Origin of the sequence: Pantoea sp. 22096 (genome assembly GCF_052045955.1) — a bacterium.
In the GTDB taxonomy this organism is placed as follows: Bacteria; Pseudomonadota; Gammaproteobacteria; order Enterobacterales; family Enterobacteriaceae; genus Pantoea; species Pantoea alfalfae.
Genome location: NZ_JBQEPW010000001.1, coordinates 1,549,388 through 1,570,205, shown reverse-complemented (window position 1 = coordinate 1,570,205; position 20,818 = coordinate 1,549,388). Strand labels below are relative to the sequence as shown.

At 54.3% G+C, this 20,818-nt stretch carries 27 protein-coding genes; 12 read left to right on the top strand and 15 right to left on the bottom strand.

Annotation, left to right across the window (positions count from 1 at the left end; all coding sequences use genetic code 11):
• The first annotated feature begins 134 nt into the window (after positions 1–134).
• On the top strand, positions 135–347 hold the full coding sequence (locus ACTJKZ_RS07350) for a YceK/YidQ family lipoprotein (protein WP_161733850.1): 213 nt from the start codon (positions 135–137) through the stop codon (positions 345–347).
• On the opposite strand, the gene ACTJKZ_RS07345 is transcribed toward ACTJKZ_RS07350, so the two are convergent.
• The 3 genes from ACTJKZ_RS07345 to ACTJKZ_RS07335 all read right to left on the bottom strand — a co-directional run bounded on the left by ACTJKZ_RS07345 (position 338) and on the right by ACTJKZ_RS07335 (position 2,600).
• Positions 338–739: a MysB family protein gene (locus tag ACTJKZ_RS07345; protein WP_013357421.1), complete on the bottom strand. Its 402-nt coding sequence runs from the start codon at positions 737–739 to the stop codon at positions 338–340. The genes ACTJKZ_RS07350 and ACTJKZ_RS07345 overlap by 10 nt on opposite strands.
• Before the next feature lie 130 nt (positions 740–869).
• A complete protein-coding gene (locus ACTJKZ_RS07340) occupies positions 870–1,136 on the bottom strand; it encodes a hypothetical protein (protein ID WP_440829414.1) in 267 nt (88 codons plus the stop codon).
• A 540-nt stretch (positions 1,137–1,676) separates the two neighbouring features.
• Entirely contained in the window at positions 1,677–2,600 is a 924-nt protein-coding gene (locus ACTJKZ_RS07335) for a Kdo(2)-lipid IV(A) acyltransferase (RefSeq protein ID WP_150009773.1), read from the bottom strand.
• Between the two features lie 253 nt (positions 2,601–2,853).
• On the opposite strand from ACTJKZ_RS07335, the gene trhO reads away from it, so the two are divergent.
• A complete protein-coding gene (trhO, locus tag ACTJKZ_RS07330) occupies positions 2,854–3,903 on the top strand; it encodes an oxygen-dependent tRNA uridine(34) hydroxylase TrhO (RefSeq protein ID WP_150009771.1) in 1,050 nt (349 codons plus the stop codon).
• 39 nt (positions 3,904–3,942) lie between these two features.
• Here trhO and ACTJKZ_RS07325 read toward each other — a convergent pair whose 3' ends face one another.
• From ACTJKZ_RS07325 to grxB, 9 genes are all read right to left on the bottom strand, one after another.
• Positions 3,943–4,518, bottom strand: coding sequence for a YceI family protein (locus ACTJKZ_RS07325; protein WP_161733819.1), 576 nt, complete (start codon positions 4,516–4,518; stop codon positions 3,943–3,945).
• A 1-nt stretch (position 4,519) separates the two neighbouring features.
• Positions 4,520–5,095, bottom strand: a complete 576-nt coding sequence (locus ACTJKZ_RS07320) for a cytochrome b (RefSeq protein ID WP_440829413.1) — start codon at positions 5,093–5,095, stop codon at positions 4,520–4,522.
• A gap of 295 nt (positions 5,096–5,390) precedes the next feature.
• Entirely contained in the window at positions 5,391–6,503 is a 1,113-nt protein-coding gene (gene solA / locus ACTJKZ_RS07315) for an N-methyl-L-tryptophan oxidase (RefSeq protein WP_161733815.1), read from the bottom strand.
• Between the two features lie 94 nt (positions 6,504–6,597).
• Positions 6,598–6,852, bottom strand: coding sequence for a biofilm formation regulator BssS (bssS, locus tag ACTJKZ_RS07310; protein WP_013357427.1), 255 nt, complete (start codon positions 6,850–6,852; stop codon positions 6,598–6,600).
• Positions 6,853–7,097: 245 nt separating this feature from the next.
• Positions 7,098–7,370, bottom strand: coding sequence for a hypothetical protein (locus ACTJKZ_RS07305; protein WP_150009763.1), 273 nt, complete (start codon positions 7,368–7,370; stop codon positions 7,098–7,100).
• 144 nt (positions 7,371–7,514) lie between these two features.
• Positions 7,515–7,760 carry a DNA damage-inducible protein I gene (dinI, locus tag ACTJKZ_RS07300; protein WP_003849907.1) on the bottom strand — a complete coding sequence of 82 codons (246 nt, stop codon included), beginning with the start codon at positions 7,758–7,760 and terminating at the stop codon, positions 7,515–7,517.
• A 62-nt stretch (positions 7,761–7,822) separates the two neighbouring features.
• Positions 7,823–8,866 (bottom strand): dihydroorotase, encoded by a 1,044-nt coding sequence (gene pyrC / locus ACTJKZ_RS07295; RefSeq protein ID WP_440829412.1) that lies wholly within the window; start codon positions 8,864–8,866, stop codon positions 7,823–7,825.
• A gap of 133 nt (positions 8,867–8,999) precedes the next feature.
• Entirely contained in the window at positions 9,000–9,563 is a 564-nt protein-coding gene (locus ACTJKZ_RS07290) for a lipoprotein (RefSeq protein ID WP_161733811.1), read from the bottom strand.
• A gap of 116 nt (positions 9,564–9,679) precedes the next feature.
• Complete coding sequence (gene grxB / locus ACTJKZ_RS07285) at positions 9,680–10,327, bottom strand: glutaredoxin 2 (RefSeq protein WP_161733809.1); 648 nt, start codon at positions 10,325–10,327, stop codon at positions 9,680–9,682.
• Positions 10,328–10,615: 288 nt separating this feature from the next.
• Between grxB and rimJ the strand changes: the two genes are divergently transcribed.
• The 4 genes from rimJ (at position 10,616) to murJ (ending at position 14,443) form a co-directional block, all read left to right on the top strand.
• Positions 10,616–11,209 (top strand): ribosomal protein S5-alanine N-acetyltransferase, encoded by a 594-nt coding sequence (gene rimJ / locus ACTJKZ_RS07280; RefSeq protein WP_150009757.1) that lies wholly within the window; start codon positions 10,616–10,618, stop codon positions 11,207–11,209.
• A 13-nt stretch (positions 11,210–11,222) separates the two neighbouring features.
• Positions 11,223–11,861 carry a DUF480 domain-containing protein gene (locus ACTJKZ_RS07275; RefSeq protein ID WP_222924199.1) on the top strand — a complete coding sequence of 213 codons (639 nt, stop codon included), beginning with the start codon at positions 11,223–11,225 and terminating at the stop codon, positions 11,859–11,861.
• Between the two features lies 1 nt (position 11,862).
• Positions 11,863–12,783 (top strand): Gfo/Idh/MocA family protein, encoded by a 921-nt coding sequence (locus ACTJKZ_RS07270; protein WP_222924198.1) that lies wholly within the window; start codon positions 11,863–11,865, stop codon positions 12,781–12,783.
• A gap of 121 nt (positions 12,784–12,904) precedes the next feature.
• Entirely contained in the window at positions 12,905–14,443 is a 1,539-nt protein-coding gene (murJ, locus tag ACTJKZ_RS07265) for a murein biosynthesis integral membrane protein MurJ (protein ID WP_161733801.1), read from the top strand.
• A 304-nt stretch (positions 14,444–14,747) separates the two neighbouring features.
• Here murJ and flgN read toward each other — a convergent pair whose 3' ends face one another.
• From flgN to flgA, 3 genes are all read right to left on the bottom strand, one after another.
• Positions 14,748–15,179 carry a flagellar export chaperone FlgN gene (gene flgN, locus ACTJKZ_RS07260; RefSeq protein WP_161733799.1) on the bottom strand — a complete coding sequence of 144 codons (432 nt, stop codon included), beginning with the start codon at positions 15,177–15,179 and terminating at the stop codon, positions 14,748–14,750.
• Positions 15,180–15,184: 5 nt separating this feature from the next.
• Positions 15,185–15,490 carry a flagellar biosynthesis anti-sigma factor FlgM gene (flgM, locus tag ACTJKZ_RS07255; protein ID WP_161733797.1) on the bottom strand — a complete coding sequence of 102 codons (306 nt, stop codon included), beginning with the start codon at positions 15,488–15,490 and terminating at the stop codon, positions 15,185–15,187.
• 104 nt (positions 15,491–15,594) lie between these two features.
• Positions 15,595–16,254: a flagellar basal body P-ring formation chaperone FlgA gene (gene flgA / locus ACTJKZ_RS07250; protein ID WP_253421584.1), complete on the bottom strand. Its 660-nt coding sequence runs from the start codon at positions 16,252–16,254 to the stop codon at positions 15,595–15,597.
• A 154-nt stretch (positions 16,255–16,408) separates the two neighbouring features.
• Between flgA and flgB the strand changes: the two genes are divergently transcribed.
• Genes flgB through flgG form a run of 6 tightly spaced genes read left to right on the top strand, consistent with a single transcriptional unit; the run spans position 16,409 to position 20,760 of the window.
• Positions 16,409–16,822: a flagellar basal body rod protein FlgB gene (flgB, locus tag ACTJKZ_RS07245; RefSeq protein WP_003849889.1), complete on the top strand. Its 414-nt coding sequence runs from the start codon at positions 16,409–16,411 to the stop codon at positions 16,820–16,822.
• Between the two features lie 2 nt (positions 16,823–16,824).
• Positions 16,825–17,229 (top strand): flagellar basal body rod protein FlgC, encoded by a 405-nt coding sequence (gene flgC, locus ACTJKZ_RS07240; protein ID WP_013357440.1) that lies wholly within the window; start codon positions 16,825–16,827, stop codon positions 17,227–17,229.
• A gap of 12 nt (positions 17,230–17,241) precedes the next feature.
• Entirely contained in the window at positions 17,242–17,916 is a 675-nt protein-coding gene (gene flgD / locus ACTJKZ_RS07235) for a flagellar hook assembly protein FlgD (protein WP_013357441.1), read from the top strand.
• 26 nt (positions 17,917–17,942) lie between these two features.
• Positions 17,943–19,184, top strand: a complete 1,242-nt coding sequence (flgE, locus tag ACTJKZ_RS07230; RefSeq protein WP_440829411.1) for a flagellar hook protein FlgE — start codon at positions 17,943–17,945, stop codon at positions 19,182–19,184.
• A 20-nt stretch (positions 19,185–19,204) separates the two neighbouring features.
• The gene (locus tag ACTJKZ_RS07225) at positions 19,205–19,960 is read left to right on the top strand and encodes a flagellar basal body rod protein FlgF (RefSeq protein WP_061062163.1); all 756 of its coding nucleotides are present in this window, start codon (positions 19,205–19,207) and stop codon (positions 19,958–19,960) included.
• Between the two features lie 17 nt (positions 19,961–19,977).
• Entirely contained in the window at positions 19,978–20,760 is a 783-nt protein-coding gene (flgG, locus tag ACTJKZ_RS07220) for a flagellar basal-body rod protein FlgG (protein WP_003849881.1), read from the top strand.
• The last annotated feature ends 58 nt before the right edge of the window (positions 20,761–20,818 follow it).

Genomic DNA, 20,818 nt, shown 5'->3' with positions numbered 1-20,818 from the left:
GCTTTTTTTATCGGATTAAAACAGCATCAGGATGATAAATTGAGTGCTGGCCGTCACCGCAGGCAGCGTGTGACGATTTCAAAGGCTGTTCAGGGCGGATATCAGTGGTGAAAGGGTTATTTAAGACAGGCGTTATCGTTGCGGCTGTGCTCTGTTTAAGCGGATGCGGCAGTATTATCAGCCGTACCGTGCCCGGACAGGGGCACGGTAATCAGTATTATCCCGGCGTGCAGTGGGACGTGCGTGACAGCGGGTGGCGGGTACTGACCATCCTTGATCTGCCGCTGTCACTGGTGATGGACACCCTGTTATTACCGGTGGATGCCAGTCACGGTCCTTACGAATAACTGCGATCGGAGTCGCTGTTATCATCCTCCCACTCTTGTGCCGCAGCTTCACCCTCTTCGGTGTCAAGCGGCGGCTCCAGCTGGAATTCGCCATCATCCCACTCATGCAGCGTATTTTCCGCTAACCACTCCTGACGCAGCTCCACTTCATCAAAGTCAGCATCAAAAATAGCCTGCGCACCTTCGCCACTGCGGAAAGGCAGACATTCACCCGCATCACCTTCATCTGCCAGGAACTCAGCCTGCCACATGATATCGCCATCCTGCATCACATATTTTTGCAGACCAAACTGACCGATTGAAGCTTCTTCTTCATCCACTTCAGGGTTGTTAGCGAGGAACTCCTCACGTGCAGCATCAATCGCTTCCTCTAACGTACTGTACATGCTCATCGCTCTTCTCCTTACGGGTTCATTAACTACGGATTGTTTTGATTTCAGTGAAGGATAGACGAAATCTGAGGGAGGGAAAGGGCAGGGCGGTGCAACTGGCGGGAAATAAGCCATTTTCCGCCAGCCAGGATCAGATCATCTTTTGCGGAAAGTGCAGGACGGGTTGAACAGACTCATGAATCACCGGTGATGAGTAGCGGATACAACATTTTATACAGGGCTTCACTTTCTTAAAATTAATTCTGGCGATCGAAAGTGCCTGACTCAGATTATATAATGTGCCGATAAATATCAGCTCGTCTTTATCAGGCAAGCGTTTGCACCCCTTTCGATGGAGAAAATGATAATTGTCCTGATCGGTGCCGATAGTAACGTAATAGTAGAGACCTTTGTTCATATAATCTGTCCCGTTAGAGGTTGCTGTGTATTGTCTTTTTTATAGTTTTGGCCAGGTCTGTTAAAGGTCTGACTGTTACAAATGAAATTACCGATAATCACAAACGACTTCAAATTCCATAACGATCTATCAGTATGTTAAAAAAATAAAAAATGGAATATAAGCCAGATTTACTGAGTAATCGATTGTAAAATCAGTTAATTTTTATCGATTCATAAGCGCAGAGATATCATTAAGGCCGGCTAAATAGGATTAGGCCTGGCATGCGGAATAAATAGCGCCAAATAAAACTAAACAGAGATCGTTGCAATATTAATTAATAAAAAGCTAAAGTGAGCGTTCAGCGGTCTGCGGTGAATTAATTGGTTAGCGATTTTAACGGTAAACAGAAATAAATTATATTCCGGTTATAGTCCCATACTCCTCGCTGGCCCTGAAATATGACTGAAAGGATTCTTCTGTGCTGAGTGACTGATTTATTTAGCAGGATGTCGGGTCAGAAACGCGCTAAATGTCAGGTGAACATTTAGCGCGAACTGATTAATAACGTGAAGGCTCGCCTTCAGGGCGTGTTTTAAAGCGGCGGTGGAGCCACATGTACTGTTCGGGAGCCAGCAGGACGCCCTCTTCGACCACTTTATTCATCCTGGCGGCGGTCACTTCATCGCTTTCCAGCGTAAATTCGGCGCTGATGTCAGGCAGTATCATCAGTTCATAACCACGGCCGTCGGGCAGACGACGCGGCACAAAGGGGATAACTGCCGGTTTACCGGTGCGGATCAGCAGATGCGTGCCCACTGTCGTGGCTGCTTTTTCTACAGCGAAAAAGGGCACAAAGACGCTGCTACGCGGGCCATAATCATGATCGGGTGCGTACCAGATGATGTCACCGTGCTTCAGTGCGCGGATCATGCCTTTGAGATCTTTACGATCGATCATGCTTTTATTTGACCGCATCCGGCCTTTTACCTGCAGCCAGTCGATCAGTTTATTGTCATTGGGGCGATAGACACCAATGCCAGGATTATGGATGCCAAACATGCGTGCACCAATCTCCAGCGTCAGAAAGTGCATGCCGATGAGCAGCACGCCACGCTGACTATCTCGCGCCTGCTGGATATGCTCCAGACCCGAAGGCTTATGCCATTTGTTGATGCGCCAGTCTGGCCAGAACCACGCCATACCGGTCTCAATCAATCCCATACCGACTGATTCAAAATTGTGCTTAACCATCGCTTCGCGTTCGTTAACCGGCATATCAGGAAATGTTAATTCCAGATTACGTCGGGCGATACTGACGCGTCGCGTCATAAAACGCATCCCAATACGACCAATATTGCAGCCGAGCACATAAAGCAGGGGATAAGGAAGTAGCACCAAAAGATAAAGAGAAGCGACACCCAGCCAGGTCAGCCAATAGCGCGGGTGAAGCAGTTCTCGTGAAAACTGAGGCAACTGAGTCATGTGAAGATTAATTTTCCTGCGTCGCGCACCATGCAGTGCTGATATCTCATTGATTTACGCTATTGTGCCAGTTTTTATCGTGCGTATAAATATCACTGACAGAACGGACGACTGCAGGCTGCTGTTAAATAGCCAGATAGTGCCGGAAAAAACAGCAACCCGCGCCTGATTCCGAGACTGGTCTTTGCATCCCGGTGAAATCAGGTATCATGTGCCCGCTAAATTTCTCCTATTGATAACAGGAAAGAACACCATGCCAGTGTTACATAACCTCGTTTCCAATAAAGAGCTGAAGGCGCGCATGCTGGCTGAAACTGAGCCGCGCACCACAGTCTCTTTTTATAAATATTTCCAGATTGCCGACCCTAAAGCTTTCCGCGACGCGCTCTACCTTGGCCTGACGTCACTCAAGGTCTTTGGCCGCGTCTATGTCGCGCACGAAGGTATTAATGCACAGATCAGCGTGCCCGCCAGCCAGTATGAAAAGATGAAAGAGTGGCTGTATGGCTTTGATCCGGCGCTGAACAACCTGCGAATGAATATTGCGCTGGATGATGATGGAAAATCATTCTGGGTATTGCGCCTTAAAGTGCGCGATCGCATTGTTGCGGACGGTATCGATGACGCCAGTTTTGATGCCAGCGACGTAGGTCAGTATCTGAAAGCGGCCGAGGTTAACGCCATGCTGGACGATCCTGATGCCCTGTTCGTTGATATGCGTAACCACTATGAATATGAAGTGGGCCGCTTCGATAATGCGCTGGAAGTGCCTGCTGACACCTTCCGCGATCAGCTGCCGATGGCGGTTGATATGCTGCAGGATCAGAAAGACAAAAAGATCGTAATGTACTGCACCGGCGGGATCCGCTGTGAAAAGGCGAGCGCCTGGATGCGGCATAACGGCTTCGAGGATGTTTACCACATTGAAGGCGGTATCATCGAGTATGCCCGGCGCGCCCGTGAACAGGGATTACCGGTTCGCTTCAAAGGCAAAAATTTTGTGTTTGATGAGCGGATGGGTGAACGGATCTCTGACGACGTGCTATCGAACTGTCATCAGTGCGGCGAGCCCTGTGATACCCATGTCAATTGCGTCAATGACGGCTGTCATCTGCTGTTTATCCAGTGCAAAAGCTGCGCAGAGAAATTTGAGAACTGCTGTAGCCCGATCTGTCAGGAAGAGGCGAAACTCTCACCGGAGGAGCAGCGCGCTCGTCGGGCTGGACGCGAGAATGGCAACAAGATCTTTAACAAGTCGCGTGGCCTGTTAAACATGACCATTCCGTCACCAGTGAAGAAATAATCGTGGCCGCCTGAAGTCAGCTTCAGGCGGCTTGCTGTGTTACTGGCGCACACCTTCAACCGAGATCATCAGCTCCACTTTCTGCGAAGCTGGCCCCAGATCTTTGGTAATGTTAAAATCTTTCAGTGTAATTTCGCCTTCGGCTTCAAAGCCAGCGCGGTAGCCGCCCCACGGGTCTTTGCCTTCACCCAGCATTTTTGCCTCCAGCGTCACCGGCTTAGTCACGCCATTCAGCGTGAGATCGCCGGTAATCATCAGCTCATCACCCTCTTTCTTTACTGCTGTGGATTTGAAGGTGGCCTGCGGGTTTTTGCTGCTGTTCAGGAAGTCAGCGCTACGCAGATGCTTGTCACGTTCCGCGTGATTGGTATCGACGCTGCTGGTGTTAATGGTCACGTCAACTTTATCTGCTGCCGGGTTCTTCTCATCGAAGGTGAAGCTGCCGTCAAAATCTTTGAAGGTGCCGTAGAGCCAGCTGTAACCCAGGTGCTGAATGCGGAACTGGATAAAGGCGTGCTGGCCCTCTTTATCAATCTTATAGTCTGCGGCACCCGCAGTCATTGAGCCGAGCAGCAGGCTGGCACCGGTCATCGCCAGCAGGGTCTTCTTAAACATATTATTTATCCTTTTCAAAGGGGAAGGGGAGACGTAAACCTGACATCCGTTTTAGGGTGATATCGCGATCGATAACGTGATGCTTTAGCGCAGCCAGACCATGCAGTACCGACAGGACCACAACCGTCCAGGCCAGCCAGAGATGAATGTCGCCTGCCAGGTCTGCCTGTTCGCCTGCGCCGCTGAACAGCGCGGGCAGCGTGAACCAGTTAAATACGGAGATGGGCTTGCCATCGGCGGTGGAGATCAGATAGCCACTGATCAGAATGGCCAGCAGCAGGGTATAAAGGAGCAGGTGCGCCACTACTGAACTGATGCGCACCAGCGGGGAATAGCTGCTCAGCGGCTTTGGCGGTGGGGAAATAACGCGCCATAGCAGGCGAATGATCAGCGTCAGCAACAGAATGACGCCAATACTTTTATGGATTTCCGGCGCGTCGTGATACCAGCTATCGTAATAGCCAAGACCAACCATCCAGAGTCCTAGCGCAAACATGGCATAAATCGCCAGCGCCATTGACCAGTGCAGTAGCACAGTAACCAATCCAAACTGATGGGGTGTATTACGTAATAACATAATGTGGGTTTCATAAAGAAATAATCTGAAATAAGCATCCACATTATGAAATATAAAAGCAATCGTCCTTACGCTTCTATAAATTTTAATTTCCAGGATGAAAAGGTTGAATAAAACTGCAGCGAGATGAGCAATATTACTGAATGAGATATTTCTGGCGGGAGAGTCGTCAACGTTAAATGGCGGCAATTAACCATATGGGCGAAATAAACACTATCATTATGTCAGGAAAATTCAGTTTTCGTCAGATTATGTCAGCCGGGTGGCATCAGACTGATGCCACCCGTTATCAGAGTCAGAAACGCGAGAGGCGGAAGCGGGACAAATCAAAGGAGAACGGTTTTTGCTGTGCGAATTCCGCAGCAAGCTCGCCTAAAACGCTGGCAAATTTAAACCCATGTCCGCTGAGTCCGGTGATGACCATGCGGTCGGGTTCACCCGGCAGGGTATCGATAATAAAGTCTTCGTCCGGACTGAAATCGTAGCTGCAGGCTTCGCCATGCAGACAGACGCCGACACCAGGTAAAAACTGACGGAGAAAACCAAAGGCCTCACTGCCGTCCGCCGCTACCGTGCCAAAAGGTTTACGATCTTCAGGCTGCTGCATCAGCTGACCGCCATCATGGCGACCTACCTTCAGTGCGTTGTTGTCCGCCGGGAAGCCGTAAAACTGGCTGCCATCTGCCATCTCAACCGTAAAGCCGGGGAACTGATTATTCTCGCTGTAGCGGCCATCTGCCTGATACCAGGCAAATACCTTGCGGGTAGGGGCGACCGGCAGGCCAGGAATTAATTTGCCGACCCAGGTTCCAGCGCTTATCAGCATTTTGCGTCCCCGATAGATACCATCCAGGGTGGTGACCTGCTGCAGGTCGCCATCACGACCAATCTCAGAGACCGGGCAGTTAAACAGCTGCGCACAGCCCGCCTGTTCCGCCAGCTGGATCCAGCTGCGAACCGCCTGTTCACATTTCAGAAAGCCGGACTGCGGCTCAAATATGCCCAGATAACCCTCTGGCACGTTGATTTGCGGCCAGCGCTTTCGCACTTCATCAGGCTGCATCACCTCGATATTGAGCTGCCAGCGGGTCGCACTGTCGATAACGTTCCGGATAAAGGGGGAGTGGTCAGGAGCAAGGTTAAGTACGCCGCTGCGATGCATGATGCGCTCACCGGCGCGCTGTTCCAGCTCATCCCACAGCGTCTGCGCCCGCAGAACCAGCGGAACATAATGTTCGCCTTCACCATAGGCGTGACGAATCAGCCGGCTCTCACCATGATGCGTTCCCTGATTGTGAGGAGGATGGGCGCTGTCAATCATTAATACCGATAAACCTGCCTGGGTAGCATAGTAGCCAGCCGCCGCGCCCACTGAACCACTGCCGACGACGATAAGATCATAAATCATGATAACGACACTCTAAGAGTCAGATAATCAAAAGCATACCAGAAACAGAAACGAAAAAGGCACCCCTGAGGGCGCCTCTTTGATGCGGCAGAAATTAATGCTTATTAAGAAGTCGTTCTGGTTGCTCAGCTGATTCTATCTTGGCGATGCCCGCTTCGAGGATCGAGATAAACTGCCTTGCCACATCCGTTGTCAGCCAGTAGGTCGGGCCAACATCCGCTTCTTCTTCTTTTTGATCCTGCGACGACAGCGAGTGCAGGCGGATCATCATGGCATCATAGCTATCAACGGTACTGATGTCCCAGCCCACCAGAGGATGGGTCTGGATAACGTCTTTTCTTCTGTCCATTATAACCTCCTTATTACTCGTTAAACGAAGTGCATGATGAGGTTCAATGCGGCTTTTTTATTGCGATAGCGGAACAATTATAACAGTAAACCTGGGTATCACTGTTTAAAAAATGCCGTGAACCAGCTTCTCATAGAATATTTGCGTTTGAAAGGAGGGCGTTGAAAAATAAAATGCCTGACGGGCAGGCATTTTTTATCACTGTTCAATGGGCATGTAAAAGCGGGTTAGCCACGTGAGCGGGCTTAAAGTGTCGGGGTTTCCGGCACGATGCCACCGCCACGTTTTTGCAGTGTTTCTGCAAGACGGGCAAAGTGCTGCTGGAGCTGCTCATCATGGTTTTGATTTTGGGCTTCCAGCGACAGATTGTGCACCAGCAACTGACTGGCACGATCGTCAAGACAGAAAATCAGACTGGAAAAGGCATTTTCCAGCACCGTTAAACGACGCTTCTGATCACCAATCAGTGCTAACAACTCACCAAAGGTCATCGCCTCTTCCGGTTTATCAGTAGTCATGGTGTCGCACCTCCTGTTATGCGTGACGAGCGCAAGGATAGGGCATTGATCATTAAGAGTCTAGATGCAGAGAGGGGGAAGTGCGAGAGGGGAGAAAAGATAAAAAAACCGGGTGGCGACACCCGGAAAAAAGCACAGTGGCGGTTAATCAGTAATGAACCAGTCGTCAGCGCTTTCCCACGTCTGCTGCAGGATTTCGCTGATCTGGTCGCGCGTCTCTTTTCCACCGCCCAGCACGCTGAGATTGTTGGCACTGGCGTAACGTACCTTGACGTGATTGGTCGAGTCAGGGAACTGTTCGTCGATGCGGCGCGATAATTCATCGCTTAACGCTTCAATCGCGCCAGCAGGAAGAGGTCGGGTATTGGATACGGTAATTTCAACGCGCATAATAGCCTCCGGTTAAGATGCTGTATATATTTACAGTATCAATGAGCCGGAGGCAAGCAAAATTATGCGATGCGCCAGTTCAGCGTTTCACCGGCCAGGAACGGCACCAGTGAGTGGCTGCCAAGCGCAATTGACTCTGGTACCTGCCACGGCTCACGCACTAGCGTGATCGTCCCCTCATTCAGTGGCAGACCGTAAAAACGCGGGCCATTTTCAGAACAGAACGCTTCAAAATGTTCCAGCGCGTTCAGCTCTTCAAAAACGGTGGCGTAGGCGGGCAACGACGTCGGCGCATTAAATACGCCCGCACACCCGCAGCTGGCCTCTTTGAGATGACGCAGATGCGGTGCTGTGTCGGTGCCGAGGAAGACGCGCGGATGACCACTCGCCACTAATTTGCGCAATGCTTCCTGATGCACGTTGCGTTTAAGAATCGGCAGGCAATAGAGGTGCGGACGAATACCGCCCACCAGCATGTGATTGCGGTTAAACATCAAATGCTGCGGGGTAATGGTCGCGCCCAGCGTCTCATCGGCGGCGGCAACATACTCTGCGGCGTCCTGAGTGGTAATGTGCTCCATCACCACTTTCAGTGCCGGAAACTGGCTGCGCAGCGGCACCATAACCGTTTCGATAAACCGGGCTTCGCGGTCAAAAATGTCGACATGCGCATCGGTGACTTCACCATGGATCAGCAGTGGCATACCGAGCGTCTGCATCCGATCCAGCACGCAGGTAATGGACGCGATGTTGGTCACGCCATGACTGGAGTTGGTGGTAGCGTGCGCCGGATAGAGCTTCGCCGCAGTGAACAGACCGGCGGTGAAACCGCGCTCAAGCTCATCAGGATCCAGCGAGTCGGTCAGGTAGCAGGTCATCAGCGGCGTAAAGGCGTGATCGGCGGGCAGCGCCGCCAGGATGCGATCGCGGTACGCTTCACCTGCTGCCACGCTGGTCACCGGCGGCACCAGGTTAGGCATCACAATGGCACGACCATTCACCGCGCTGGTATAGGGCAGGACCGTGTTGAGCATCTCATCGTCGCGCAGATGAATATGCCAGTCGTCAGGGCGACGCAGGGTAAGTTGCTGAGGTTGTGCTGTCATCAGTGAAGCTCCGGCAGAAGGGAAACAAAAGGCGTGTTTTGGCCGGGGTCTAAGCATAAGGATTCAGGCAACCGTTTGCACCTGCTTTTTATGCCGCCAGAGAAAATCCGCGCCAGGGGCGCGGAAATCGGGATTACTGCGTAAAGGGAATAACCAGTTCGCCAGGCTTCACTTCCAGTCCTTTGGCAAATTTCTTCGCCAGCGACTCGCCTTTGCTGCGGTCTGCGCTGAGCACATAGGCGGGTTTTTGATCAAAGTAGCTTTTCAGCGACTGATTCAGATAAGGTGTCAGCGTCTTCATGATTGAGGCCATTTTTTCCGGGGCCACCTGGGCGTCAACAATCTCCAGATCGCGCAGATAAATTGCGCCCTGCTGCTGATCATAAACCGGCTGAGCACGCATTTTCAGTTGCATATCGGCCTGCTGCGGGCCAAACAGTGAGGTGACGTTGATTTTTGCGTTACCGGAGAGCGTCACTTTACCTGGTTCTTCGCGACCAATCTGACTGGTCAGATTGTTCAGCACGATGTGTGCGTTAACCAGGCCGGAAACGCCAATATCTTTCTCGTAGTTGTTGTGTTTCTGCAGCGCCTGGTTTACTTCCTGTTCGCTGATGGTGTATTGCGTCAGTTGATTACAGCCGCTGATTAGCAGCGCCATCAACAGGGCAGTCAGCCCGAAAAAAACCTTTTTCATCGATCTTTATCCTGAATATCAGAGCCAGTAAACAGGCCATAGCCTGCCTGAATGCGTGGCGGGTGTCATCAGGAAAGGGATGAGAAACGCCGCAGCGTCTCTCATCGGAGGCGGGACTAATGCGCTATCGAAGAGAGCAGATTTACCTGAGTCTGTTTGGCCATGTTATCGCGGTAGTCCGCGACCCGGCTCGGCCAGTCGATACCGGCGACCAGCGTCAGAGAGCGGAGTAGCGGGAAGAGATTAAAATCATCTTCCGATAGCTCGCCGTTTACCGCATTGGGCTGAACGATTAATTTGTCCAGTTTGCGCAGATCTTCACTCACATTCTTAATCAGCCCGGCCGAGTGGCTTTTCAGCGTTTCAAAATCACCGAGGCTCGCCTGTTTTTTGCTGCGGAAATAGTCACGCGCCTCAGGCGTAGCGAACTCGGCAAACGCCGCTTCGGCAATGCGCGGCAGCAGCAGTTTATTGACATAGCTGTTCATGTGACGCAGCCAGTCGCCAATTGCCGGGTTCAGCGCGCCGGTGATCAGCGGTGCGCCATCCTGCTGATCGACGTACTGCACGATCTCCATGCTCTCAGGCATTGCGCTGCCATCCTGCTTTTGCAGAATCGGTGCCATTTTCTGCCCGATCAGTCGTTTTGGCGTCTCTTCATCGTCGTTGAGCATCACCACCAGCTCAACCGGCTTATTTTTCAGACCAAAAATCATTCGCGCTTTAACGCAGAAAGGACAATGGTCATAGATATAGAGTTTCATCCTGATCTCCCGGATTTTTACAGGTTTAGTGTTTAACAGAGTGAATCAATTCATCCTGTTTTCGGGCGCGTAAAAAGTATGGAAGAGATTACCCTGCAGGGCAAACCTGCCAGCCAGCATGTGGGACTTTAGCCGGGCGAACCGACGGGTCATCGCTGTGATAACAGAGTAAAATCAACCTCTTTAAAGCTAAACCACTGTAACGTTTTACCGCAGCCCAGGCGGCGGTTATAGTGAACGCCGGGTAATGACGGCTTTCACTCACAGCCATTGATTTCAGGAGTCAGGATGTTTGGCTATCGTTCTGCCGCGCCCAGGGTGCGATTAACCACCGATCGTCTGGTGGTCCGTCTGGTTCACGAACGTGATGCCTGGCGAATGGCAGATTACTATTCGGAAAACCGCCTGTTTTTAAAACCATGGGAGCCGGTGCGCGACGATAGCCACTGCTACCCTTCGGGCTGGCAGGCGCGCCTCGGGCTGATTTCCGACATGCATAAGCAGGGAACGGCCTTCTATTTTATTCTCATGGACAGCGATGAAACCGAAGTGCGGGGCGTGGCGAACTTCAGTAACGTGCTGCGCGGTTCCTTTCACGCCTGTTATCTCGGCTATTCACTGGGTGAAAAGTGGCAGGGGCAGGGGCTGATGTTCGAAGCCTTGCAGTCGGCTATCCGCTATATGCAGCGCCAGCAGCATATTCATCGCATTATGGCGAACTACATGCCGCACAACCAGCGCAGCGGCGATCTGCTGGCGCGACTTGGTTTTGAGAAAGAGGGTTACGCGAAAGATTATCTGCTGATCGACGGACGCTGGCAGGATCACGTGCTGACAGCCTTAACTCTGCGGGAATGGACGCCTGACCGGCGTGGACAATAATGAGGACGCGAGCATGAAGATGGCTTTATCAGCGCAGGCGTTGCGCGTGCTGGGCTGCCTGCTGGAGAAGCAGGTCACCACGCCAGAGCAGTATCCGCTGTCACTGAATGGCGTGGTAGTGGCCTGTAATCAGAAATCGAATCGCGAGCCGGTGATGGAGCTGAGTGAAAGCGAGGTACAGAATCAGCTCGATCAGCTGGAAAAGCGTCATCTGATCACCGCCAGCAGCGCCGCCGGACAGCGGGTGGTAAAATATGAGCAGCGTTTCTGTAATTCTGCGTTTGGCACACTGAAACTCAACAGTGCGGAAGTGGCTCTTCTCACCCTGCTGCTGCTGCGCGGGCCGCAGACGCCAGGCGAACTGCGAACCCGCAGCGGTCGTCTGCATGAGTTCAGCGATGTCGGCGACGTGGAACAGACGCTGGAAGGCTTGATGCAGCGTGACGACAGTGCACAGGTCATCCGCCTGGCGCGTGAGCCAGGCAAGCGCGAAAGCCGCTTTATGCATCTGCTGGGCGATGAAGATGATGCACATCAGGCTGCCGACGCGCCGGACGAGCAGGGCGATCTGGCGGCGCGTGTTACTACGCTGGAACAGCAGGTCGCAGCACTTCAGGCGCAACTTACCCAATTGCTGCAAACGGAGAGCTGAGATGACATTACGTATAGGCGTGGTGGGATTGGGTGGTATTGCGCAGAAAGCCTGGCTGCCGGTGCTGTCTGCGGCGACGGACTGGACGCTGGTGGGGGCGTTTTCCCCGAATCAGGCCAAAGCCCGCCCAATCTGTGACAGCTATCGCATGCAGTGCTTTGGCTCACTGAATGAAGTAGCCGCAGCCTGCGACGCGGTGTTTGTCCACAGCAGCACCGACACCCACTATGAGGTGGTCAGGGCTCTGCTGCTGGCAGGAAAAGATGTCTGCGTCGACAAGCCGCTGGCTGAAACACTGGAGCAGGCTGAAGCGCTGGTGGCGCTGGCGGAAAAACGCCAGCGTAAACTGATGGTGGCATTTAACCGCCGCTTTGCCCCGCGCTATCAGCAGCTGCAGGCGGAGATGGCTGGGGCGGCTTCTCTGCGGATTGAAAAGCACCGCAGCGACAGCGTCGGGCCACGGGATCTTCGTTTTACCCTGCTTGATGACTACCTGCATGTGGTGGACACCGCGCTCTGGCTGGGCGGCAAGCCTGTTCGCCAGGTTCACGGACGCATTGATACCAACGAGCAGGGGCAGATGCTCTATGCCGAACACCATTTCGCTGTTGAAGGCCTGGCGATCACCACCAGTATGCACCGGCGCGCAGGCAGTCAGCGCGAGCGGATCAGCGCAGTGTGTGACGGTAAGTGCATCGACATCAGCGAGATGCGCGACTGGCAGGAAGAGCGCAGTGATGGCCTGCTAATCACTCCGCCGCCTGCCTGGCAGAGCCATCTGACGCAGCGCGGCTTCAGCGGTGCAGCACGCCATTTTATTGACTGCGTACAAAATCAGACGAAGCCTGAAACCAGCGGTGAGCAGGCGCTGATGGCGCAGCGTGTGGTGGAAAAACTGTGGCGTGAGGCGACGCAGGAATAACGCCTTGTAACACTCCGTGCTGGTCATTTCCCTCCGTGGCAGTAGACTGTCGCCGGGCATCCTCGGGTGCCCGCGCTAATTCTCCTTTTTTGCCGATTCTTTTCAGGATGCGCCGTCAATTATGAATTTGTTGAAATCGCTGGCAGCGGTCAGTTCTATGACCCTGTTTTCCCGCGTACTGGGCTTTGCCCGTGATGCCATCGTGGCGCGGGTGTTTGGTGCCGGAATGGCGACCGATGCCTTCTTTGTTGCGTTTAAACTGCCCAATCTGCTGCGCCGTATTTTCGCTGAAGGCGCATTTTCTCAGGCGTTCGTGCCGATTCTGGCTGAATATAAAAGCAAGCAGGGTGAAGAGGCGACAAAACTGTTCCTGGCGTACGTCTCAGGCCTGCTGACGCTGGCACTGGCGCTGGTCACGATGGCGGGGATGATCGCTGCGCCCTGGGTCATCATGGTCACGGCGCCCGGCTTTGCCGACAGTGCCGATAAGTTTGCACTGACCAGCTCGCTGCTGCGGGTGACGTTCCCCTACATTATGCTGATTTCGCTGGCCTCGCTGGCGGGGGCGGTGCTGAACACCTGGAACCGCTTCTCGGTGCCGGCGTTTGCGCCGACCCTTCTGAATGTCAGCATGATTGGTTTTGCGCTGTTTGCTGCGCCGCATTTTCATCCACCAGTGATGGCGCTGGCCTGGGCCGTGGTCGCGGGCGGTGTGCTGCAACTCGGCTATCAGCTTCCTCACCTGAAGAAGCTGGGAATGCTGGTGCTGCCGCGCCTGAATCTGCGTGACGCGGGCGTATGGCGGGTGATGCGTCAGATGGGACCGGCCATTCTGGGCGTTTCCGTCAGTCAGATCTCACTGATCATCAACACCATCTTCGCCTCGTTTCTGGTTTCGGGTTCGGTCTCCTGGATGTACTACGCCGATCGGCTGATGGAGTTTCCTTCGGGTGTGCTGGGCGTGGCGCTGGGCACCATTCTGTTGCCGTCGCTGGCTAAAAGTTTTGCCAGCGGCAACCATGATGAATATTCCCGACTGATGGACTGGGGGCTGCGCCTCTGCTTCCTGCTGGCGCTGCCGAGTGCCGTGGCGCTGGGCATGCTCTCCGGTCCGCTGACCGTGGCGCTGTTCCAGTACGGTAAATTCACCGCCTTTGATGCATTGATGACGCAGCGTGCGCTGATCGCCTACTCCGTGGGACTGATGGGCCTGATTGTGGTTAAGGTGCTGGCACCGGGCTTCTATTCCCGTCAGGACATCAAAACGCCGGTGAAAATCGCGATTATCACGCTGATCATGACGCAGCTCATGAACCTGGCGTTTATTGGTCCGCTGAAACATGCCGGTCTGTCACTGTCGATTGGTCTGGCGGCCTGTCTGAATGCGTCGCTGCTCTACTGGCAGCTGCGTAAGAAGAATATCTTTATGCCGCAGCCGGGCTGGAGCAGCTTCCTGCTCCGCCTGCTGATTGCCGTGGTGGTGATGGCCGGCGCGCTGTTTGCCATGCTGCAGTGGATGCCGGCATGGGAACAGGGCTCCATGCTGTGGCGACTGCTGCGTCTGGCGGCGGTTTGTGCAGTGGGTGGCGGGGCTTATTTCCTGGCGCTGGGGCTGCTGGGCTTCCGGTTGCGTGACTATGCGCGGCGCACCGCTGTGTAAAGCTTGCAGCAATAAATAAATTCAACGCGCAGGGAACAGGGGCAGAGGAGGAAAGCGTCCCGCGCCATGGACAAAAACGCCGGGAGCGTTTTTGAACAACGCAACGCGTTGGCCCGGCAACGGGCGCACCTCAGGGATGAGGTGCGTAAACGCGCGGGCCGAGCGGCCAGGGATTGGCTTTAGCGTCTTTCCGATCTGCCCCTGTTCCCTGTGCAGGCTCAATTTTAAAGCTCATCATGGTGAAGGAAAAACGCACCAATAAAAAATCCCGCACCAGGCGGGATTTTTTTCGCTACTTTCCGGTTCAGGCTTTGCGACTTAACGTCGCCTGGCCTTTACCCATCCCATCCGGGCCGTAAAAGGCCTGGGTCTGATGCGGCTTCAGCACTTCAAGTGCATTTTCCGTGTAGCGGATCTGGTGTTGCAGCAGCAGGCCATTATGAACATTGGCGTCCTGCAGACGACGGGTATGCTGCTGAATGCTGTCCCAGCGGCGCGCCATGTCGTTCTGACCACGATAAGGTGCTGCTGTCGCCTGACTCTGTTCAGCGGTGCGGCGCATCTCATCCAGATAGTTCAGCGTACTGAGCAGTGCACTTTTATCTTCGGTGATGCGCTGCAACAGGTTGCTGTTAATGCTGCCCGCTGCCAGTTGCTGCTGCTCTTCTTCCAGCACCGCTGAAAGCGACGCCAGCACGTCCTGCATCTTATCTAATGTGGTCTGCAAATTACTCATGGCAATTAATTACCCTCTAAATACGCCTTAGTGTCGGCAATCAGCGCATCGGCGATTTTGCCGGTATCCATCTTCAGTTCGCCATTACGAATGGCCGTTTTCAGTTGTTCAACGCGCTCGACGTTAATATCTTTGCTGCTCGGCTGCATCAGCTGCGACTGCGCGCTGCTCAGGCTGACCTGGGCTGCAGCGGGGGTCGTGGCTGCTACCGGGCTGGCACTCTGACGCACTTTGCTGCTGCCAGTCTCGCTGCTGTCGCGGCTCTGGACGGTGCTGGCGGGTTTCAGAGGTTGCGTTCTGTCAATGCTCATATTCGGGCTCCTGTACGGTCAGGGGAAGTCTGCCACCTGAATCATAATAGCGTTATCGCTTTGTTGATTCTTCTATCGGCAGCACTACGGGCTTCTTTAACACTTTACAGCGTTATAAGAATATTCCCATCCTCGCGAACTTTACCGCTGACAATCTGGCCATTTCCCATCCTTACCCGAACCAATTGCGAGCGGGCGGCATTGTTCAGCGCCTTGCCCTCACCGCTGGCGTCAAAGCCGTCACCGCTGGCAATCACCATCACATTCTGACCCGCCTTAACACGCCATGGCTGACGCAGCGTGGAAGGATTAATCGGCTGTCCTGGCTGGATATCACGCAGCACTACGGCGTCTGCAACTGCGTCCGCATTCAGCAGGGCGCGGGCAGGCAGGGTATCAAGGCGGCCGGTCTGCAGCGTGAAATCACTTTCGCTGACGCTGCTGCCCTGGCTTAGCAGCCGGGTCGCCACCAGATAGGAACCGGTGACCTGAACCTGTACCTGGATATAACGGCGATTCTCATCGCAGTTTGCCGCCACGCTCATGTTGCCCCATAACCGGCTATTGCCTGGCAGGGTGAACTTTGGCATGTCACAGGCTGGCCATTGCTCTTTCGGCGTGCGCACCACGACAACCATGCCTTCAGCATGCTGAGCGTCACGCGCTTTAAAAAATTGATTCAGTTGTGCATTGAGATCCCCGGCAGAAGCCGGCAGGGCGATCATGACCAGCAGGCTGGTCAGCAGAGTCAGATATCGACGCATTGTGCAGTTCCTCACTGATGATGGCGACGAGTGTACCCGTTAAGAAAAATCCTCAATTGTCAAAATAGCGGTCATTTAAGGCGTTATTCAGACGATGACGGCTTGCTTTTTCAAATTAAGCTGCGAACTCGAAATTCTCATACGCGGAGGAAACATGCTCGACAAACTGGATGCGGCGCTGAAATTTGGAACGGAGGCCCTCAACCTGCGTGCTCAACGTCAGGAGATCCTGGCGTCAAATATTGCCAACGCCGATACCCCTGGTTATCAGGCCCGGGATATCGACTTTGCCAGCGAGCTGAGTCGGGTGATGTCCAATGGTCGTGCGGAAGGCAGCAGCATGGCGTTAAAAGTCACGTCAGCTCGCCACATTGAAGCACAGACAAACGGGGCGCCATCAATGGATATGCTTTATCGCATTCCTGACCAGCCTTCTGCCGACGGCAACACCGTAGATATGGACCGTGAGCGTACGCAGTTCGCGGATAACAGCCTGAAATATCAAACCGACCTCACCCTCATCAGTAGCCAGATCAAAGGCATGATGAGCGTGTTACAAGGGCAATAATTATGGCCTTGCTGAATATTTTTGACATTGCCGGCTCAGCGATGACCGCGCAATCACAGCGATTAAACGTCAGTGCCAGTAACCTGGCAAACGCCGACAGCGTCACCGGCCCCGATGGCAAGCCTTACGTGGCAAAGCAGGTGGTCTTCCAGACCGATGCGGCCCCGGGTTCAGCGACCGGCGGTGTGAAAGTGGCACGCGTCGTGGACGATCCGACACCTGCGAAGCTGGTCTATGACCCGGGCAACCCGATGGCCGATGCCAAAGGCTACGTGAAGATGCCGAACGTGGATGTGGTTTCTGAAAGCGTCAACACCATGTCGGCGTCACGCAGCTACCAGGCCAACGTCGAGGTGCTCAACACCGTGAAGTCGATGATGATGAAAACCCTGACGATCGGGCAATAACGGAGAAAAATGATGGCTATCGCGGTAGGCGTTAATGAAAAGCTGGACCCCACGGTCCTTAGCTCATCCAGCACCAGTGGCACCGGCAACAACGCGCAGGATCTGCAGAATCAGTTCCTGACCATGCTGGTGACGCAGTTAAAGAACCAGGATCCAACCAATCCAATGGATAACAGCCAGCTCACCACGCAGCTGGCACAGATCAATACCCTGAGCGGCATTGAAAAACTGAATACCACACTGGGATCGATCTCCGGACAGATCAGCACCAGCCAGTCGCTGCAGAGCTCCACGCTGATTGGGCATGGCGTGATGGTTAATGGCGGACAGATTCTGGTAGGCAACGGCACCACCACGCCATTTGGCGTGGAGCTGGCTTCCGCCTCTACCGGCGCATCCGCCACCATTAAAGATGCCAATGGCACGGTGATCGACACCGTCGATCTGGGCGCGCTGAGTGCTGGCGTCCACACCTTCTCGTGGGATGGCAAGCTGACTGATGGCTCTGTCGCGCCGGATGGTAAATACAGCGTTGCGATTGCCGCAAGCAATGGCAACACACAACTGGTGGCACAACCGCTTAACTACGCCTACGTCAATGGGGTGAGTACTGCGAACAACACCACAAAACTGGATCTCGGCACCATGGGCTCCGCCACCCTTGACGACGTACGTCAGATTCTCTGATTAACCTGTAGACAGGAAACAAACACATGTCATTTTCCCAAGCGGTCAGCGGCCTTGGTGCTGCTTCAAGTAACCTTGATGTCATCGGTAACAACATTGCTAACTCCGCGACAGCGGGCTTTAAATCCAGCACCATCGCGTTTGCCGATATGTTTGCCGGTTCTAACGTCGGTCTCGGTACCAAAGTCGCTGCGGTGATCCAGAACTTTAACGATGGCGCGACCACCACCACCAGCCGTGGCCTGGACGTTGCGCTGAGCGGCAACGGTTTCTTCCGTATGACCGACAGCAGCGGCGGCGTTTTCTATTCACGTAACGGCCAGTTAACGCTGGATGCCAACCGTAACCTGGTAAACACCCAGGGCCTGAACGTCACCGGCTATCCGGCAAGCGGTTCACCGGCCACTATCCAGTCGGGTGCCAACCCAGTGGCGCTGCGAATTCCTACTGAGCAGATGCCAGCCCGCGCCACTACCACCGCCGGTCTGGTTGCCAACCTGAACTCAACGGATACCACGCCAACGGTGACCACCTTCTCGACGGCGAATGCAGACAGCTACAACAAGAAAACCACCGCCACCGTGTTCGATTCGCAGGGTAATGACCATGCGCTCGACATGTATTTCGTGAAAGACACCACCAGCAACAGCTGGACCGTCCACACCATTGATGGCAACACCGGCACCTCAGCGGGTGACTTCAGAATGGCGTTTGATACCAGCGGTAAGCTGACCAGCGTCTCTAAGCTGGCTGCAAACGGTACGGTAGCGAGCACCACCACGGATGGCACTGTTGGCCTGACGCTGAACGTAGGTGGCGCCAATCAGCCAATCAACCTGAGCATGCTGGGCAGCCTGCAGCAGAACACCGGCGCGACCACCTTTGGCAGCCCGACGCAGGATGGCTATGCGCCAGGCGATCTGACCAGCTACGCGATCAATGATGACGGCACCATTACCGGTAGCTACTCAAACAAGAAAACCCAGCTGCTGGGTCAGATTGTCCTGGCGAGCTTCTCTAACCCGGAAGGTCTGCAGTCACAGGGCGACAATGTCTGGCAGGCTTCGAGCGCATCCGGTCAGGCAGCCATTGGTCTGGCCAACACCGGCACCTTCGGTTCACTGACGTCGGGCGCACTGGAATCGTCCAACGTCGACATGAGTAAAGAGCTGGTGAACATGATCGTCGCGCAGCGTAACTATCAGGCGAATGCGCAGACCATCAAAACTCAGGACCAGATTCTCAACACGCTGGTTAACTTACGTTAATTCGCTAACAGGATTGCCATATGGATCACGCGATATATACCGCGATGGGCGCGGCCAGCCAGACGCTGGATCAGCAGGCGGTGACCGCCAGCAACCTCGCCAACGCCTCAACACCGGGTTTTCGTGCACAGCTGAATGCGCTGCGCGCGGTGCCGGTGAGTGGCTGGTCGCTGCCGACCCGTACGCTGGTCGCCGCCTCTACACCCGGCGCCGACATGAGTCAGGGCGCGATGGATTACACCGAGCGTCCGCTCGATGTGGCGGTGCAGCAGGATGGCTGGCTGGCGGTGCGTACCGCTGACGGCAGCGAAGCCTATACCCGCAACGGCAATATGCAAATCAGTCCGACCGGTACGCTGACGGTTCAGGGCAATCCTGTGATGGGCGATGGCGGTCCGATTGTGATCCCGCAGGGTACGGAAATCACCATTGCGGCAGACGGCTCCATCACCGGACTGAACGCCGGTGATTCGCCGAATGCCACGGTTCAGCTGGGCAAGCTGAAGCTGGTCAGGGCAACCGGGCAGGAGCTGCAGCGCAGTGATGACGGCATGTTTCGTCCTACCGCAGCGACGCAGGCGACCCGTGGTGCTGCACTGCAGGCTGACGCCACTATGCAGGTGATGCCTGGCGTGCTGGAAGGCAGTAACGTCAAACCAGTGGAAACCATGGTCGATATGATCGCCAACGCCCGACGTTTTGAGATGCAGATGAAAGTCATCACCAACGTCGACGAAAATGAACAAAAAGCCAATCAGCTCCTGAACATGAGCTAAGGCGCGAGGATAACAACATGATTCGTTCTTTATGGATCGCTAAGACCGGTCTTGATGCGCAGCAGATGAACATGGACGTCATTGCCAACAACCTGGCAAACGTCAGCACTAACGGCTTTAAACGTTCACGTGCCGTGTTCGAAGATCTGATGTACCAGACTATGCGCCAGCCGGGCACGCAGTCGTCAGAACAGACAACGCTGCCATCGGGCCTGCAGATCGGTACCGGTGTGCGTCCGGTGACCACTGAGCGTCTGCATACTCAGGGCAACCTGTCGCAGACCAGTAACTCAAAAGATATTGCTATTAACGGTCAGGGTTATTTTCAGATTCAGATGCCGGACGGCACCTCTGCTTATACCCGTGATGGCGCGTTTCAGGTTGATCAGAACGGACAGCTGGTGACCAACTCCGGTTTCCCGGTACAGCCAGGCATTACCATTCCGGCCAACGCCACCAGCATTACGGTGTCGCGTGACGGTGTGGTCAGCGTGACGCAGCAGGGTCAGGCTCAGGCCGCACAGGTCGGTCAGTTAACGCTGAGCACCTTTATGAACGACGCCGGTCTCGATAGCGTGGGTGAAAACCTTTACAAGGAAACCCAGGCATCGGGCGCACCGACCGACAGCACGCCAGGTCAGAACGGCGCGGGTCTGCTCTATCAGGGCTATACCGAAACCTCGAACGTTAACGTAGCGGAAGAGCTGGTCACCATGATCCAGACGCAGCGCGCTTATGAAATCAACAGCAAGGCGATCAGCACCTCTGATCAGATGCTGGCGAAATTAACCCAGCTTTAATCCCGAACAGGGCCAGCCCGTGCTGGCCTGAGATACAGACATTAATAAGGTCGTGACA